We start from the raw sequence: 14,555 nt of genomic DNA on the forward strand, positions 1-14,555 counted from the left end.
CTTCACTCGACGTGCGGATCGCCGTCCGCGGCACCGGACTTGGGGCGGGGAGCGTTCTGCCAGGCACCCATGCGGGCGCCTGCCGACGACGGGTCGACTCGGGGTGCCGTCGCCGGTGGGAGCGGCGCCGGTGAGGAGCCGACTGCGGCGCCGCGCTTGCGCACAGGCAGGCCGTGACGGGTGCGGCGCTGGGGGGCAGCCTGCTCGTGGCCGGCCTGGTCCGGCGACGGATCGCGTTCCGGTTCCGGCGGGCTCTCCTCGCGCCGCGCGGTGGCGGACGCGGGGCTGGCGGGCTCGTGGGGTGCCCTGGCGGCGTCGGACGGTTCCGGGGCCGCCGGCGCCGGGTCTGCGGGGGCGGCGGGCTCCTCGGGGGCGGCCCGCTGGTGGACGGAGGGTTCCTCGCGCGCCTGGAGTCCGGGCGCGCGTACGGGCTGGGCGTCCGCGTCGTTCCCGTCCCGGGGGAGGGGCACGGCGGGGGCGCGGTGTGCGCCCGTCCGGCTCGCGGGGGCCTCGTCCTCGGGTGCGTCGGTGAGGAGTTGGGTGGGGATGGTGACCGTGACGCGGACGCCGGCGAGGCGGGAGCGGCGGTCGATGACGATGCGCAGGGCGTGGCGCTGCGCGATGCGTCCGGTGAAGGCGTAGCCGATGCGGGGCGGGTCGCCGAGGTCGCCGACGCCGGCGGTGACTTCACCTGCGGCGAGCGCCTGGATGCGGGCCAACTCGTGGTCGCTTATGCCGCGTCCGCCGTCCTCGACGCAGACCGAGAGGCCGTTGGCCACCCGCATCGTGCTCACCTCGACGACGGAGCTGGACGGCGAGAGCGCGACCGCGTTCTCCAGGAGGTGCCCGAAGAGCTGGATCAGCGGCTCGACGGCCTGGGTGCGCACCGCGACCCGGGGGCGGTCGAGGAGGCGTACGCGCTGGTAGTCGGGCGCGGTGGAGAGGGCGCCGCGCAGCACGTCGTAGAGCGGGGTGGTGGGGCGCTGGCGTCCGGGGGCGCTGCCGGTGAGCACCCGCAGCGAGAAGAGCCAGCGGGCGAGGCTCTGCGCCTTGTGGTCGATCGGGAGGAGGCTGCCGAGGACCTCGGGGTCCTCGTGCTCGTGCTCCATGTCCTCGATCTGCTGCTGGAGTTGGTAGACGAGCGTGAGGAGGCGGTCGGCGACGCCGCGCAGCGCGTTCTCAGCGGACTCCTCGGCGCGCTCCTTCGCCTGGGCCGAGACCCCGCGGAAGGCATCCATCACCTCTTCGACCCGGGCGTCGAACCCGGTGCCCGCGAACCGGGGGGTCGCGGGGCCCGGGTCCTGCTCGGGGAGGCCGGTGCGGCGGGAGGCGAGCGCCGGGAGCCGACGTCGCACCAGGTGCGCCAACTCGGCGTCGCGCAGGTCCTCTTCGTGCTTGAGCCGCGCGGTGATCTGCGTCTGCCGCACCAGCAGCACCAGCAGCACCAGGGAGATCACCCCCATGGCGATGAGCGACCAGGCCAGTATCTGCGTCATCAGCACCTCGACCGGAAGACGGAGCGTTCACGGGCGGGCGCCGGGCAGCCGCCGCGCGGGTACGTCCTCGCGCGGGTTGCGGCGGCGCGACGGGCGGCGACGGCCCGCCGGCGGAGCGGCGGCGGGGGAGCGGCCATGGTGCCGGCCTGGTTCATGTGGTGCCGTACCTCGATCGCGCGTGGTGCCGAATGGTTCTGTCCGAGCCCCCGAAATCCCGTGTCGAACACGGGTCATGACGGCCCGTCGTGACGGACCGGCATCCGGTGATCGTACCGTCACCCCGCGCAGGGCGGGGACCCTCCTCCCCGTCTCCACCCTGGTTGGTGCGGTGTGTGGGGTTGCGGACGAGGTGGTGAAGCACATGGGAAGCCCCGGAGAGCCCCGTTCGACGGCCTCGACACGGGTTTCGGACGCGGAGTCCCGTGGGGTGCGGAACCAACGGACTTCTGCGGGCGACGAGTTCCGCGCGAGGCGTACGGAGCCTTTCGCGTCTGGGGCAGACTGGCGCCATGACCGTCTCCGTGCACCACATAGTCGTCGACGCGCACGATCTCCCCGGGCTCGCACGCTTCTGGGCGGACGCGCTGCGCTGGCGGGTCCTCTCGGAGCGGGAGCGCGAGGTCGTCATCGGGCCCGACCTGTTGGCTCCCGTGGGGATCTGCTTCATGCCCGCTGAGGAGGAGAAGCGGGTGAAGAACCGCCTCCACCTCGACCTGACCTGTACGGCCGACGAACGCGAGGCCGAGATCGAGCGACTCCTCGCGCTCGGCGCGCGCCGAGCGGACGTCGGCCAGACCGGCGAGGAGACCTGGACCGTCCTCGCCGACCCGGAGGGCAACGAGTTCTGCGTGGTGCGGCCGAAGTCGACGCTCACCGGCTGAGCAGCCGTCCGTCGCGCAGGGGGCTCGGCGAGGAGCGGTGGTTCAACCCCGTGCTCGTGCCGTCGATACCCGCAGGCGGTCGGCTTTTTCTCCGCCGGCTCGGGTCGGTGCGCGGCGTCGGTTGCGGATTCGGGGCGAGTTGCACCGATACCGCGCGGTACTCCGTCACCAAGTGCGGTGACGACGTCTCGATGTTCTTCCGCCTCCATATGCCCCGCTGGCCGCTGTTGAGCGGCGGTACCGGCCTGGTGGCCGCTGGTCGCCGTGCCGTGGCGGGCAGCGGCGGGTGGCCGGATGGTCGGGGGAGGCCGTGTTGCTGCGCCTGGTGGCGCGCGGTCAGCGGGTGGTGCGCGGGTGCCGGCAGCGGAGGCCGGCGAAGTGGTGCGCGCGGACACAGCCGACGGGTTCGCGCCTCGCTGCGGCGTGGACGGCGGGAGGCGCGCACCCACTCCGGAGGGCGCACGAGGTGTCCGACGGCGCGTGGAGCGGCGCGGTCCGCCGGCGGTAGGCCGGAAGCGGAGTACGGGTCAGGTCGGGCGGGTACGGACGGTCGGTTGCGACCATCCGCACGAGCGTCCCCAGCGGCCGCGGCATGAGCAACGGCCGGGCGTCACAGGCGTATGCCAGTCGTGCGACGCGCGCGCCGGCCGATCCGCCGAGCAACTCGGCGGATCGGCCGGCGCGCTCCGCATACGCCGCCGTCAGCGGAGGTGCGGCAGCGTCGGCCGGGTGAGGTCGGGCGCGCCCGGACCGGCTTGCGGGCCAGGGCGCTCGGTGGAGTCGAGGTACGGACCGTCCAACAAGCCTGCCTGCGTGGGCGGTTGCGGAGGGTCGTCCCCCGGGCCGGGGAGGGGCGGGCCGTCGGAGCGCGCCTCGGGTACCGGCGGCTCCGCCGGTCCCTCGGCGATGCCCGCGAGCATCATCGGTCGGCGGAAGCCGGCGAGCTCCAGCAAGTGCGTGAGCGCGTCGCGGAGTTCGGGCGTGTAGAGCGCGCGTTCCTCGTCCGTCATGGCGAGGTCGACGGACTGGTCGCGCCTGGCGAACGCCGCGTTGACGCCGCTCAGGATCTTCAACAGCAGGTCGAAGGAGGGCGGATCGAGCCGCTCGGCGAGCTGCCGCAGATACACCTGGGCGCGGTAGTGCGTATCGGTGGTGCCACGACTCGTCCGGTCTGCCCGCTGGGTCGGGTCTTCTTCCGGAGGCATGGGCGGAATGATGGCGTATCTGCCGGGTCCCTGTGCACTGAATAGCAAAATATTCAACAATCTGAGGGGTCCTTTGTCCACTCCTCGACCGTGTGTGATCGGTCGTTGTCCCAACTCTTCCCAGGTGAGGGCGTTGGCCCCGCACCGGAGCGGGGCCGCCGCGGTGCGGCAGCCGCGGTGACAACTCCTCGTACTGATGGCGCAGTCGGCCACCCGGCGGCTGCCCTGGGCGCGTACGCACCGCGACGTCTGCACCCCCCCGGCTAGCGCGGCATGCCGTCCCCCGGCGCGAGCAGGGCGCCGAGCGCCTCCTCCAGCGCCGGTCCGTCGCCCTCGCTGCCGCTCGGCACCGCGCGCAGCGTCTCGTCGAGCCACGCGCGCACGGGCGCGGTCGGCGTCTCCATCAGCGCTTCCCCGTCGGGCGAGGCGAGCGAGAGGAAGACGTACGCACCGCCGCCCGCGGGCCACAGCCGCACGTCGCCGCAGCCGCTCGGGCGCTCCACACCGTCGATGAGCAGGTCCCGCGCGAACGTCCAGTGGACGGGGGCGCCCGAGCCGATGTGAAAGGCCGCGTGGACGGCGTACGGGTCGTCGGGGTGGTAGGTGAGCCGTGCCGGGACCTGGACGCTGCGGTCCTCCGACAGCACCAGACGGAGCTGGAGTTCGCGCTCGATCGGTGTCTTCTGCATGGCGTGCGCCCTTTCCGTTGCTGGCCGTTCTCCTGTCTCGCCACCTCGGCCGGGCGGACGCCGGAGCCACCCGGGCCCCGCGTCCACCGAGTCGCGGCACTGGAGAGAGCGCCAGGGGCGCCGTTGCTTACACGGGTTCGCCGGCTTTTCTTCGTACGGTCTGCCTTCCGCCGGCGCCGTACGGGGCGTCGGAGGGTTCTGGTACATCTGGACGGCGTGGTCCGCGGTTGCGCGAGAATGCCTCTGTGGACGCGCCGGACGCACCACGCAGACACCACGGACGAACAGATACGGGACTCGGACATCATGAGTGCGCCACCCTCAGGTTCCACGAACGGAAGCCCCAGCCCGGGGTTCTACCCGGACCCGTCGATCCCCGGCTACATCCGCTACTGGGACGGTTCGGCCTGGGTGCCCGGCACCAGCAGGCCCGAGCCGAAGGAGGGCGAGCCCTTCCCCGATCCGCCGTCCGGCGCTTCCGGCCGCCCCGCGGTGCCGGCGCCGCGCGCGTCGTCCCCGCCCGAAGAGCCGCCCACGGAAGGGGAGTCGGCACCCGGCTCCCCGGTGATCGATTGGGACGACCCGGCGCGGTTGCACGGCAACAGGCCCGGCAGCGGGGCCTCTTGGGGGGCCGAACCGTCCGGCGCCGAGCCGTCCGACGAGGCGCCGCCCAACTCCCTGCCGCTCGCGTCGGGTTCCTCCGCGGGAGCCGCGTCGGACAAGGCGGACCGACCGACACCCGCGGCCGAACGCCCCACGTCCGAACGCGGGTTGCCCGCACCGCGAGACGCCGAGCCCACCGACTCGGCACCGGCCGCCACCTTCCCGGCCGACGCGCCCCCGCCGGAGCCGCAGGACGCCACCCCGCCCGCTGCGTCGGCGCCGGGCGACGTGATCCCGGCCGACGATCCCGTGCCGTCGAGCTACGCGCCCGCCGACCGAGCCCCGTCCACTGCCTCCGCGCCCCGCGACGCCACCCCCGCCGACGATCCGGCGCCGTCGCACCACGCGCCCGCCGACCGAGCCCCGACGGCCGCACCGGCACCGCCCGACGCCACCCCGACCGACGCGCTCCCCACCGACAGCCCCCGCGCCGACACCCTCGACCCCGCCCCCGACCGGGCGACCCCCGACGCCGACCCGCGAGCCGGCTGGGGCGCAACCACGCGCGATCCTGCGCCCCAACGCACAGGCACCGAGGGCACGTCGACGCCCCCGAGCCGCGGCAGGAAGGCCCCGGTGCCGGAGGACCACACCGTCACCCTCGGCCCCGCCGCCCCCGGTAAGAGCGTGGGCAGGAAGCCGGCAGCGGAGAACACCGTCGGCCTGCGCCGCACACCGGAGCAGCCCGCGCCGCGCCCCGGCCCCCACGCACCGGAGGGCACCCCGCCGACCGCCCCCGGCGGCGTACCGCTCCAGGCCGCCGCACCGCACGCGGCCGGCCCACCCGGCGCTCCCGCACAGGCCGCCCCGCCGGCCTGGGGCGCTCCGTCGAGCGGGCTCCCCGGCGACCCCGGGGAGCAGGTGACGCCCTGGCGGCCCCCGGTGGCGAATCCGTTCGAGTCCGCGCTCCAGACGACCCGACCAGCGGGGCTCGGGCGTCGGCTGGCCGCGCGGGTCGTCGACCTGGTGCCGTCGCTCGCCGTCGCGGCGGGCGGCGTCCTCCTCTTCCTCGAACCCGCCCGTGACCACGTCCAGGGCAAGATCGACGCTGTCGAGCGGGAGGGCGTCACCAAGCAGGTCTGGCTCCTCGACGCGACGACGGGCGTCTACCTCGCAATCGTCCTCGCCGCGCTGCTCGTGCTGGGGCTCCTCTGGGAGGTCCTGCCGACGGTCCGCTGGGGACGCACGCCGGGGAAGAAGCTCTTCGGCGTGCGGGTCCTCGACGTGGAGCGGCAGGACCCGCCGCGTTTCGGCGCCGCGCTCGTGCGCTGGCTGGTCTACGGGGTGTTGGGCGTGCTCGTCGTCGGCATCGTCAACGTGGCGTGGTGCCTCTTCGACCGGCCGTGGCGCCAGTGCTGGCACGACAAGCTCGCCCGCACCTTCGTCGGCAGACCGTGACGCCGGCGCTCCCTCCGACGGCCCCACGCCGGATGCGCCGTGCCCGCCGCGGCGTTCCACTCGGGGCATGAGCGAGCAGAACCGCCCGGACGACCCGTACCGCCCTCCCGATCCCCCGGGCGGCGGCCCCCCGCCACCCGGGGGCGGCTCCCCGTACGGCAATCCGCCGCCTCCGCCCGGCCAGGGCGGGGGAGGGCCACCGCAGTACGGTCCCGGCGGCGGCTACGGCCAAGGGCCCTACCCCGGCGGCCCGTACGCGGCGCAACAGGACCCGCTCGCGGGCATGCCGCCGCTCGCCAACCGCGGCAAGCGCCTGCTGGCGCGGATCGTCGACGCTTTGGTCGTGGGCATCCCGGTGGGGATCGTGATGAGCCTCGCGGTCGGGTTCGACCGGGGCGGCAACGGCGTCTCGACGGCGCAGGACGGCCAGGGCTACTGGCAGCAGGGCGTCTACCTGCTCGTCTACCTCGCCTACGAAGGGCTGATGCTCAGCCACAGCGGGCAGACGGTGGGGAAGAAGCTGATGCGCATCCGCGTCGCCATGCTCTCCAACGGCGCGGTGCCGCACGGCACTCCGTCCTGGTTCCGGGCCGGCATCTACTCGCTGCCGGTTGTCGTTCCCTGCCTCGGCTTCCTCTTCTGGCTCGTCAACGTCCTCTTCTGCACCTGGGACAGGCCGTACCGCCAGTGCCTCCACGACAAGGGCGCGCGGACCGTGGTGGTGGAGACGGACTGACCGGCCGCCGGGGGAGGGCGGGCGGTTCACACCCGGACGGGCACGTCGGCGGCGGCCATCGCCAGCAGCGTCTCGCCGAGGACGTGCTGGAGGCTCGCCATCGTGGCGCGAGCCTGCGGGGTGTGCGCGTAGATGGAGTCGATGTGCAGGCCCTCGGCGTCGCGTACGAACCAGGAGTTGGTGCCGTTGGTCGCCGACGACCACACGTGCAGGACGGGCTTCCAGCGCGGGTGATGCTCGCTGCCGGGGCCCTTCCGGGTGTCGATGTAGCTGAAGAAGTTGACGGGGAACGGCCAGGAGCGGGCGATGAAATGCTGCGGCGCCAGCAGCTCCCACGCCCGTACGAACGGCACTTGCAGGTTCTCCATCGTCGCCGTGAACGACTCCCTGACGTCGCCGAGGAGCCGTGCGAGGTCGGAGAGGTCGGGCCCGTGCGGGAAGGAGGGGAAACCCGTTACGGCGAACTCGATGGGGAGCGTGTTCACGTACCACCCCAGCGAGTTGCGGAGGGCGCCCCCGCCCCGCTCGCTCACCGGCATCAGCGCGCGGTAGGTCTCCGGCCCTCCGAGGTCCCGCAGGGAGACCGCGACCCCCGCGAGCAGCCCCATGAACATCCGGCCGCCCGCCTCGCGGCAGCGCAGGTCGAGCGCTTCGGCATCGCGCGCGCCGAGGAGCAGCGCCGACTCGTGGACGGGCGGGTACATCGAGTCCGGGTCGACGCCGAGGTCGAGGGGGAAGCGGGGGAAGAAGCCGCCCCCGCGCTCGGCGAAGGACCGCCATCCGTCGAGGCACGGGTCGTCGACGTGCAACGAGGCGAACCTGCGCCGCTGTTCGTGCGCGAACTCCGCGTAGCTGCCGACCTCGGGGAGGTGCGGCTCCTCGCCGCGGCGCAGGGCGGCGTAGGCGACCTGGATCTCGTGGACGACGTTGAGCATCGAGATGCCGTCGGCGACGATGTGGTCGAAGGCGAGGTAGACCGTCGTCGGCCCGTCCTCGCGCACCACGGCGCCCATCGTGTACAGGGGCCAGACGAGGGCGTCCGTCTCCTGCCGGAAGCTTGCGGAGAGGAAGGCGCGCAGCTCCTCCGCCGAGCCGAAGTCGCCGACGTCCTCCGCCTCCAGGCGTACCTCGTCCGCCGGGTACGTCGCCGCGGAGAGGTCGCCCGCGAGACGCTGGAACTCGCACCGCAGCACCTCGTGCCGCCGAGCCAGCGAGAGGAACGCCGACTCCAGTGCGGCGCGGTCGAGTTGGCCCTCGATTTCGAACGTCAAGGCGAGCCAACTCGCGAACGGCTCCCCTGCGCGGCGCGATTCCTCGATCGTCGAGAAGTGCTTGACCTGGTTGAACGACGCCTGTCTGCGCTCCGCATCGCCCTCGCAGGCTCGCTCGGCCGCTGTCGACGCCAGCCGCCAGCGGATCACCCGCCCCGGCTCGACGTCGAGCCTGTCCAACGCGAACTGCCGCATTCCGTCCCTCTTCCGCACCTGCCGACCTTGACTTCCCCGGCACAACGAGCGAGCCGCGGGAGGGCAACGTGCGGTGCGGTGGCGGGGTTTGGCCGTACGGAGGCCGCCGCGCCGCCGCTGCCCGTGCGGACGGTGCGGCGGGCGGGCTCAGCCGGTGCCGCTGTGGCGGTAGGTGCGGACGCGTTCGGTGGGGCGGAGGAGCTGGAGGCGGCCGTCGTCGAGGTGGAGGACTCGCCCGTGTCCGGTGGTGCCGGGTGTGTAGAGCTCGACGATGGTGGCCCAGCGTCCGCCGTGCAGGACGCGGTCACCGCGGCGGAGGTCGAACGGGCCGTTCTCGTGGGGGAGTTCGTACCAGCCGGTGCGGGTCATGGTGGGTTTCCTAGAGGTAGGTCTTGACGTACAGCGCTTGCCGTCGGGGAGCGAGGTCCGGTCTCGGCAGGCCCCCCTTTGGGTTTCGGCGGGGATTGGCTTTTCTTGAGCGGCGGATGGCGCCCGCACTGGGATCGGTGACCCGGGAGCTGCGCTTCCGTGGGGGTGTTGGACTGGTGTGCGTGCGCGAGGGGGTTGGAGCACGGCGAAGTGCGCGGGCTCGAACGCGGCCTGGGTAGGCACGCGCAACCCCCGTGGGGGTGTGTCCGCTCGGGCCCGGGAAGGGGCACCGGGCCCGAGCGGGGTCTCAGCCGCGGGGTGTGCGGCGGTGGACGCGGATGCGCTCGGGTGGGCGGAGGAGTTGGAAGCGTCCGTTGTCGAGGTGGAGGACGCGGCCTCGGCCTGAGCTGCCGGGGGAGTAGAGGTCGACGATGGTGGCCCACCGCTCGCCGTGGAGGACGCGGTCGCCGCGTTTGAGGTCGAACGGGCCGAGGCCGCCGGGGAGTTCGTACCAGCCGGTGCGGATCATGGTGGGTTCCTAGAGGTAGATCTTGGCGTGGCAGTCGGCGCAGCGTTTGCCGTCGGGGGTGAGGGTGCGGTGTCGGCAGGGCTGCTCCTGCGGCCGCGGTTTCGGTTGCGGCTGTCGTTCTTCGGGCACGTCACGCTCCCGGACGGGTGAGCCAGGCGGCGCACAGCACGAAGCCGATGCCCGCGGTGATCGAGAAGAGGAGGAGGGGGCCTGCCCAGGCTCCGAGTCGGCGCCGGGCGGCGTGCGCGGGGCGGGTCACAGCCAGCCTCCGGGGATCGCGCGGTACGGGCGGGTGATGTGCTCGCTGTACGTCAAGTGCCCGGGCTGCGAGCGGAGATGAGCAGCCACCCAGCCGTGCGCCTTCTCGGCGTCGGTGCTCGTCGGGCCGCTCTCGGAGCACACTCCGCACTGCATCGCGTAGACGTGGGGCTCCGCTTCCAGTGCGGTGTCCGGCGTGACGGTGTACTCGCGGAAGCGGTACCGCCGCTTGATGCGGGGGCGTTGGCAGGTGGATGTCGGGCTCGGTTCTTCCTCCGGTTGTACAGGCATGGCGCACACCTCCGGCTCGAACGGGGCGGATCGCTGCAACACGTGCTGATGCGCACTCAAGAGCCCTTCATGAGCGCGGAGTTGCAACAAGTTGGGAAGTGGCAGCAGTCTGCAACGCTTCCGCGGTGGATCGCAATGCCACTAACGAGTGCAATTGCTCGTGGAGTTGCGATGCCGATGCTGGACCCGTCAGACTTGCGCATGTGACGACATCGAGCCCTGTAGTGCGACGCCGGAGGCTGGGCCAAGAGCTCCGGCGCCTCCGCGACGCCGCCGGCTTCAAGAACGGCAACGAAGCCGCGGCCCAACTCAAGTGGTCCACCTCCAAGTTGAGCCGCATCGAGGGCGGTCGCACGGCACCCATACCGGCGGACGTCAGCCGCATGCTCGACCTGTACGGCGTCGAGGAGGGGAGCGAGGAGCGGAAGAGGCTCACGGTCCTGACCAAGGAAGCCCGTAAGAAGGGCTGGTGGCAGCTCTACAGCGATATTCCGTACTCGACCTTCATCGGTCTGGAAGCCGAAGCGTCGCAGCTTCTCACCTATGAGGCTGTGGTCCCTGGGCAGCTTCAAACTCGCCGTTACGCCGAGGAGATCAACCGGGCCACGAACCTTGGCCTCTCCGAGGAGACCCTCGAACAGCGCGTTGATGTGCGACTTCAGCGGCAGAAGCTCCTCACGGAGGGGTCCGAGCCGCTTGAAGTGCGGGCTGTCCTCGACGAATCGGCGCTACGTCGCCTCGTCGGCGACCGCGACGTGATGCGGGAGCAGCTCAACCACCTGCTGGAAGTTGCAGAACTTCCGAATGTCCTGCTACAGGTGATTCCCTTCTCGTCTGGAGCCCATCCTGGGACACTTGAAGGGCCCTTCGTTGTCCTACGCTTTCCCGATCAGGAAGATCCTGACGTGGTCTACGTCGAGGCCAACAGTGACCAGTACCCCCATGATGTGTCACGCTATGAGCTGGTGTTCGACAACCTGAGAGCTGCTGCCGCCAGTGTCCCGGAGACGCTGGCGCTGATCCGGAACATGGTGAATGACCTATGACGATCGACAAGGGCACGGACGGGAAACTTGCCCGTGCCATCTGGCGCAAGTCCAGCTACAGCCAGGCCAATGGGAACTGCGTGGAGATCGCTACTGGTGTGCCGTCGATCATCCCGGTGCGGGACTCGAAGGACACCTCGCGTGCAGCCTTGGTCTTTTCTTCGGCTTCTTGGTCAGCGTTCCTCGCTGCCTCCAAGAGCGAGCTGATCGCGCAATTCTGAATCACGAAGAAAGTGCCCCCGCTCCAGCGCGATGCTAGAGCGGGGCTCTTGTCATGCGGCTATTCACCAGGTGATATGGCAAGGTGGGCGTCTGCGTCAAGTGCCCTCTCTCGGTACTCAGTTGCGCGACGGAGAGCGTCGGTCGAACCACGTCGAGAACAGCGACCGGTATCCCGATCGTGTGCCACGCTAAGAGTCGGCGTTCGACAACCCGAGAGCTGCCGCCAGCGCCCCGAGACGCTGGCGCCGACCCGGAATGTGGTGAGTGGCCTATGACGATCGACAAGGGCACGGACGTGAACCTCGCCCGCGCCACCTGGCGCAAGTCCAGCTACAGCCAGGGCAATGGCGCCTGCATCGAGGTCGCCGACGGCGTGCCATCGCTGGTCCCGGTGCGGGACTCGAAGGACACCGCTCGTGCGGCTCTGGTCTTTCCCTCGGCCGCCTGGTCGGCGTTCGTCGCCGCCGCGAGCGAGTCCGGCACGCAGCCCTGAGCCACGAGCGAAGTGCCCCGCCCCGGTGCGACACCGGAGCGGGGCATTCGTCGTGCGGTCGCCGTCGTCCGGCAACACCGCGGCGGGAGCGGCTACTTGCAGACGGCCGTCTCCGTCAGGTCCTGAATGTGCTTGTGGGCCTTGGCCATCTCCTCGGGCTCGGCGGCCACCGCGCTCGACAGTGCCGTGGTGGCCACCGTGGCCGCGCGGCCGTCGTCCGTGACGCCGCTGAAGGTCTCGTAGCCGTGGATGGAGCCGCCGTGGCCCCACAGGTCTTCGCCGCAGGACAGGGGCGTGCGGAAGAGGCCGAGGCCGTATTCGGTGTTCGGGGTGGGGGAGCCCTCGTCGGCCGCCACCGTGGTCTTCATCTCCTTCAGCTCGGCGGCGTTCAGCACCTCGCCGCCCAGCAGCGCGGAGAAGAAGCGGTTGAGGTCCCGCGGGGTGGTGACGAGCTGCCCCGCGGCCCATGCCTGGGACGGGTCGAGGCGGGAGATGTCCTTCAACTGGCCGCCGGGAGCCGTGGAGCCGTAGCCCTTGGGGTGGGTGTCCCGGATGCCGCGCTCACCCACGTTCGGCCAGTAGGTGTCCTTGAGGCCGAGCGGGCGGATGACGCGGTTCGTGAGCACCTCGCCGAAGGGCCGCCTCGTGACCTTTTCGACGAGCAGGCCCGCCACGACGTAATTGGTGTTGCTGTACTGCCACTTGGCGCCGGGCTCGAACGCCGCCTTCTCGCTCAGGGCGAGGTCGAGCGTCTCACGCGGGTTGTAGTACCTGTCGCGGATCTTGAACGGATCGGTGCCCAACGCCTGGGTGTACTCGGGCAGTCCACTGGTGTGCTGGAGCAGGTTCCGCACGGTGATCCGCTTCCAGTCGATGCCCTCGCCGCGGATCAGGCCCGGCAGGTACGTCTCTACCGGTTCGTCCAGCTTCACCTTGCCGTCCCCGACCAACTGGAGCACGACGGCCGCTGTGAACGACTTGGTGTTGCTGCCGGCCCGGACCTGGCCGTTCTCCGGCACGTCCGCGCCGGTCTCCACGTCACCGGTGCCGGCCGTGTAGTCGCGGACGTCTCCGTTCCGGTCCTCGACGGCGGCCAGGACGGCGGGGAAACCGTCCTTCTGCACCAGGGCCTCCGCGCCCTTGCTCACCGCGTCGCTGTCACCGGCGCCGTCCGAGGAGCCGTAGGCCATGGAGCCGCCCACGGCGAGGCCGCCACCCAGGACCGCCAGCGCGGCGACCACCGACAACACGCGGCCGCGCCGCTTCTTCGGCTCGTTCTCGGCGGAGGTCTGAAGAGAAGGCACGGTGTTTCCTTCCGGCGGGGCTGTTTTCGCGACCCGTTGAGCATGTCCTGGACCGAGCGCCCTTTCGATGGCGCCAGCCTGCGGAAACCGGGTACAGCCAGCACTACTGCGGCCGTCAGGGTTTCCGGAGCGGACCGACGCCCGCAGGCAGGTCTGCCGGAGGCGGTCGGTGGCGGCCGGGGTCTCGGTGCTCCGTCCGTCCTCGGTGTCCTGCGCTGCGGGCTCGACGGGGGCGGCATGCTTCTTCCGGGAGCCGGCCGTCGTCCGACGGTGGTGTCCGCCGGACGCCCTTGTCGAGAGGCCGCCTGGCTGTCCGGGACATAGCGTGCTCCCCATGCGCACTGCTCGGACGAACAGGTCTCGCCGACGCCCGACGGGGCCGCCCGCACCAGCGCCGCCGTGGGCATGCTCGGAAACCCGGCCGCCGGTCTTCGCGGGCGGCGTGCCGCTCATGGCCGACGGCGGGGCGAGTGGCTCGCGTCAGCAGGACGGCGCCGCGTCCTGGTAGCCGCATCGGCACCGGGCCGAGGACGCCCGCGGGCAGAAAGAACCGGACACCAGCAGCGAAGGGTGCGAGGACATGGCGGGACCGATTCTCATCACCGGTGCGGGCAGCGGATTCGGCAAGGAGGTCGCGCTGCGGCTCGCCGCGGCCGGACACGAGGTGATCGCGGGCGTGGAGATCATCGCCCAGGTCAGTACGGTCCGCGCCGAGGCCCGGGAGCGGGGCGTCGCGCTGCGCGTCGAGAAGTTGGACGTGACCGACCCGGGCGACCGCGAGCGCGCCCCGAGTTGGCACGTGGAGGTCCTGCTGAACAACGCCGGGGTCTCCGAGGGCGGTGCCACCGCGGACATCCCCGAGGAGCGGTTGCGGCGGCAGTTCGAGGTGAACGTCTTCGGGCCGGTTCTGCTCACGCAGGGGATCGCTCGGCAGATGGCGGCCCGTCGCAGCGGCCGCATCGTCTTCATGTCCTCGGTCGCCGGCCTCACCGTCGACCCGTTCACCGGCGCCTACGCGGGCTCCAAGCATGCGGTGGAGGCGTTCGCGGACGCGCTGGACCAAGAGCTGGCGGAGTTCGGTGTCACGGTGGCGACGATCAACCCGGGCCCCTTCCTCACCGGGTTCAACGACACCATGTTCGAGACGTGGAAGGAATGGCGCGACAACCCGGCCGACCGCCTCTACGACTATGGCCAACTCGCCTTCCCGCACGAGCAGTTCGACCCCGAACCGGTCTACAGGCGGACCGTCGAGGTGCTGCTGGGCGAAGACCACCGCTACCGGCACCTGCTCCCCACCGAGATGGAACCGCAGGCCCGTGAGCAGGTAGACGCCCTGTGGGATCGGCGACTCAACGACGGACGCCGCCCCGACCTGGTGCAGAAGGCGTACGACATCAGCCCCGGCACACCGGCCGAATCCGCCGGAAGCTGAGACGACTCGGACCCCCTGGGTCCCCGAGCCGAGCCGCACGGCACGACCGGCCGGACATGTCTGGCGTGCGGCTG

17 protein-coding genes are annotated in these 14,555 nt (G+C 71.7%); 7 read left to right on the forward strand and 10 right to left on the reverse strand.

The window, feature by feature from the left end:
- Positions 1 to 2: 2 nt before the first annotated feature.
- On the reverse strand, positions 3 to 1,496 hold the full coding sequence (locus tag F603_RS33040) for an ATP-binding protein (protein WP_019549029.1): 1,494 nt from the start codon (positions 1,494 to 1,496) through the stop codon (positions 3 to 5).
- 509 nt (positions 1,497 to 2,005) lie between these two features.
- On the opposite strand from F603_RS33040, the gene F603_RS0126840 reads away from it, so the two are divergent.
- Positions 2,006 to 2,377: a VOC family protein gene (locus F603_RS0126840; protein WP_019549030.1), complete on the forward strand. Its 372-nt coding sequence runs from the start codon at positions 2,006 to 2,008 to the stop codon at positions 2,375 to 2,377.
- A 701-nt stretch (positions 2,378 to 3,078) separates the two neighbouring features.
- Here F603_RS0126840 and F603_RS0126850 read toward each other — a convergent pair.
- Both F603_RS0126850 and F603_RS0126855 read right to left on the reverse strand, forming a co-directional pair.
- Positions 3,079 to 3,582, reverse strand: a complete 504-nt coding sequence (locus tag F603_RS0126850) for a hypothetical protein (protein WP_245600916.1) — start codon at positions 3,580 to 3,582, stop codon at positions 3,079 to 3,081.
- Between the two features lie 263 nt (positions 3,583 to 3,845).
- Entirely contained in the window at positions 3,846 to 4,271 is a 426-nt protein-coding gene (locus F603_RS0126855) for an SsgA family sporulation/cell division regulator (RefSeq protein WP_019549033.1), read from the reverse strand.
- A gap of 306 nt (positions 4,272 to 4,577) precedes the next feature.
- Here F603_RS0126855 and F603_RS0126860 point away from each other — a divergent pair, with 306 nt between their 5' ends.
- Positions 4,578 to 6,332: an RDD family protein gene (locus F603_RS0126860; protein WP_245600917.1), complete on the forward strand. Its 1,755-nt coding sequence runs from the start codon at positions 4,578 to 4,580 to the stop codon at positions 6,330 to 6,332.
- Positions 6,333 to 6,399: 67 nt separating this feature from the next.
- Positions 6,400 to 7,068 carry an RDD family protein gene (locus tag F603_RS0126865; RefSeq protein ID WP_019549035.1) on the forward strand — a complete coding sequence of 223 codons (669 nt, stop codon included), beginning with the start codon at positions 6,400 to 6,402 and terminating at the stop codon, positions 7,066 to 7,068.
- A 26-nt stretch (positions 7,069 to 7,094) separates the two neighbouring features.
- Here the strand turns inward: F603_RS0126865 and F603_RS0126870 are convergent, their stop codons facing one another.
- From F603_RS0126870 to F603_RS0126890, 6 genes are all read right to left on the reverse strand, one after another.
- Complete coding sequence (locus F603_RS0126870; protein WP_019549036.1) at positions 7,095 to 8,534, reverse strand: condensation domain-containing protein; 1,440 nt, start codon at positions 8,532 to 8,534, stop codon at positions 7,095 to 7,097.
- 147 nt (positions 8,535 to 8,681) lie between these two features.
- Positions 8,682 to 8,903, reverse strand: coding sequence for a hypothetical protein (locus tag F603_RS0126875; RefSeq protein WP_019549037.1), 222 nt, complete (start codon positions 8,901 to 8,903; stop codon positions 8,682 to 8,684).
- A 307-nt stretch (positions 8,904 to 9,210) separates the two neighbouring features.
- Positions 9,211 to 9,432: a hypothetical protein gene (locus F603_RS0126880; RefSeq protein WP_019549038.1), complete on the reverse strand. Its 222-nt coding sequence runs from the start codon at positions 9,430 to 9,432 to the stop codon at positions 9,211 to 9,213.
- Positions 9,433 to 9,441: 9 nt separating this feature from the next.
- Positions 9,442 to 9,561, reverse strand: a complete 120-nt coding sequence (locus F603_RS36115) for a NapC/NirT family cytochrome c (RefSeq protein WP_245600918.1) — start codon at positions 9,559 to 9,561, stop codon at positions 9,442 to 9,444.
- A 1-nt stretch (position 9,562) separates the two neighbouring features.
- Positions 9,563 to 9,691, reverse strand: coding sequence for a hypothetical protein (locus tag F603_RS36325; RefSeq protein ID WP_019549039.1), 129 nt, complete (start codon positions 9,689 to 9,691; stop codon positions 9,563 to 9,565).
- A complete protein-coding gene (locus tag F603_RS0126890; protein ID WP_019549040.1) occupies positions 9,688 to 9,981 on the reverse strand; it encodes a DUF7848 domain-containing protein in 294 nt (97 codons plus the stop codon). The genes F603_RS36325 and F603_RS0126890 overlap by 4 nt, the downstream gene beginning before the upstream one ends.
- 203 nt (positions 9,982 to 10,184) lie before the next feature.
- On the opposite strand from F603_RS0126890, the gene F603_RS0126895 reads away from it, so the two are divergent.
- From F603_RS0126895 to F603_RS0126905, 3 genes are all read left to right on the forward strand, one after another.
- Positions 10,185 to 11,027 (forward strand): helix-turn-helix domain-containing protein, encoded by an 843-nt coding sequence (locus tag F603_RS0126895; RefSeq protein WP_037957141.1) that lies wholly within the window; start codon positions 10,185 to 10,187, stop codon positions 11,025 to 11,027.
- Positions 11,024 to 11,248, forward strand: a complete 225-nt coding sequence (locus F603_RS0126900; RefSeq protein WP_019549042.1) for a DUF397 domain-containing protein — start codon at positions 11,024 to 11,026, stop codon at positions 11,246 to 11,248. The genes F603_RS0126895 and F603_RS0126900 overlap by 4 nt, the downstream gene beginning before the upstream one ends.
- Before the next feature lie 272 nt (positions 11,249 to 11,520).
- The gene (locus F603_RS0126905) at positions 11,521 to 11,742 is read left to right on the forward strand and encodes a DUF397 domain-containing protein (protein ID WP_019549043.1); all 222 of its coding nucleotides are present in this window, start codon (positions 11,521 to 11,523) and stop codon (positions 11,740 to 11,742) included.
- 92 nt (positions 11,743 to 11,834) lie between these two features.
- Here F603_RS0126905 and F603_RS0126910 read toward each other — a convergent pair whose 3' ends face one another.
- Positions 11,835 to 13,046 (reverse strand): serine hydrolase domain-containing protein, encoded by a 1,212-nt coding sequence (locus F603_RS0126910; protein ID WP_019549044.1) that lies wholly within the window; start codon positions 13,044 to 13,046, stop codon positions 11,835 to 11,837.
- Positions 13,047 to 13,626: 580 nt separating this feature from the next.
- On the opposite strand from F603_RS0126910, the gene F603_RS0126915 reads away from it, so the two are divergent.
- A complete protein-coding gene (locus F603_RS0126915) occupies positions 13,627 to 14,481 on the forward strand; it encodes an SDR family oxidoreductase (protein WP_019549045.1) in 855 nt (284 codons plus the stop codon).
- Positions 14,482 to 14,555: the final 74 nt, after the last annotated feature.

This window comes from Streptomyces sulphureus DSM 40104, assembly GCF_000381025.1.
Classification (GTDB): Bacteria; Actinomycetota; Actinomycetes; order Streptomycetales; family Streptomycetaceae; genus Streptomyces; species Streptomyces sulphureus.